Below are 769 nucleotides of genomic sequence, written 5' to 3' on the forward strand. Positions count from 1 at the left end.
CTCGGCACTTTTAACAACACTCTGTAAATCGAGTATCTGGATTGAAAACCCCTCAGCTCACTTAGACCAAACACAATATCAATATATATTGATATTGTGTTTGCTATATCAATATATATTGATATACTTCAAAACTATGATGATAAGCACCTCGAAAGTAGAACCGATTAATTGCGGCGACATCCACCTCCTTAGCCAGGCTCTCAAAGCTTGCGGTGACCCTCTTCGCCTTCAGATCCTTCAGGTACTGCAGTTTGAGACCTTTGGCGTACTCGAGCTGACTCAACTTTTTAACACCAAACAGTCTGGCATGAGTCACCATTTAAAGGTACTCAGCCAATCAAGTCTTGTAGAAGCACAGCGCGAAGGTAATGCCGTCTTTTATCGTCGTCCAGTCTCATTCGATTCACAGCGAGTAAAGTCTACTACTGAACAATTATTTTCCTTAGTTGACCAGTGCCCGCTTGATCAAAGCCTACAAGACAAAATCAAATGTATTCAGGAACAACGTGCAGTTCAATCGCAAGCATTTTTTTCGCGCAATGCAGACCGCTTTCATGAACAACAAGAGCTTATTGCGAAACATAGCTTATATGCGCAAGCAAGCTTTGAGCTTCTTCTGCAAGAGCAGCGCGCCAATCTAGCAGAACAAACCATTATTGAATTTGGGCCAGGAGAAGGTCATTTTCTACGCCCGCTTAGCGAGACATATAAATCCGTTATTGCCATCGATAACTCTCAAGATATGCTAAATAAAGCGCGTGCTTTT

1 protein-coding gene is annotated in these 769 nt (G+C 42.3%); it reads left to right on the plus strand.

Annotation, left to right across the window (positions count from 1 at the left end; all coding sequences use genetic code 11):
• Window positions 1-136: 136 nt before the first annotated feature.
• Window positions 137-769 (plus strand): metalloregulator ArsR/SmtB family transcription factor (locus tag A3763_RS22165; RefSeq protein WP_156495256.1); only part of this gene is annotated, 633 nt, incomplete at its 3' end.

Source organism: Oleiphilus sp. HI0128 (assembly GCF_001635365.1).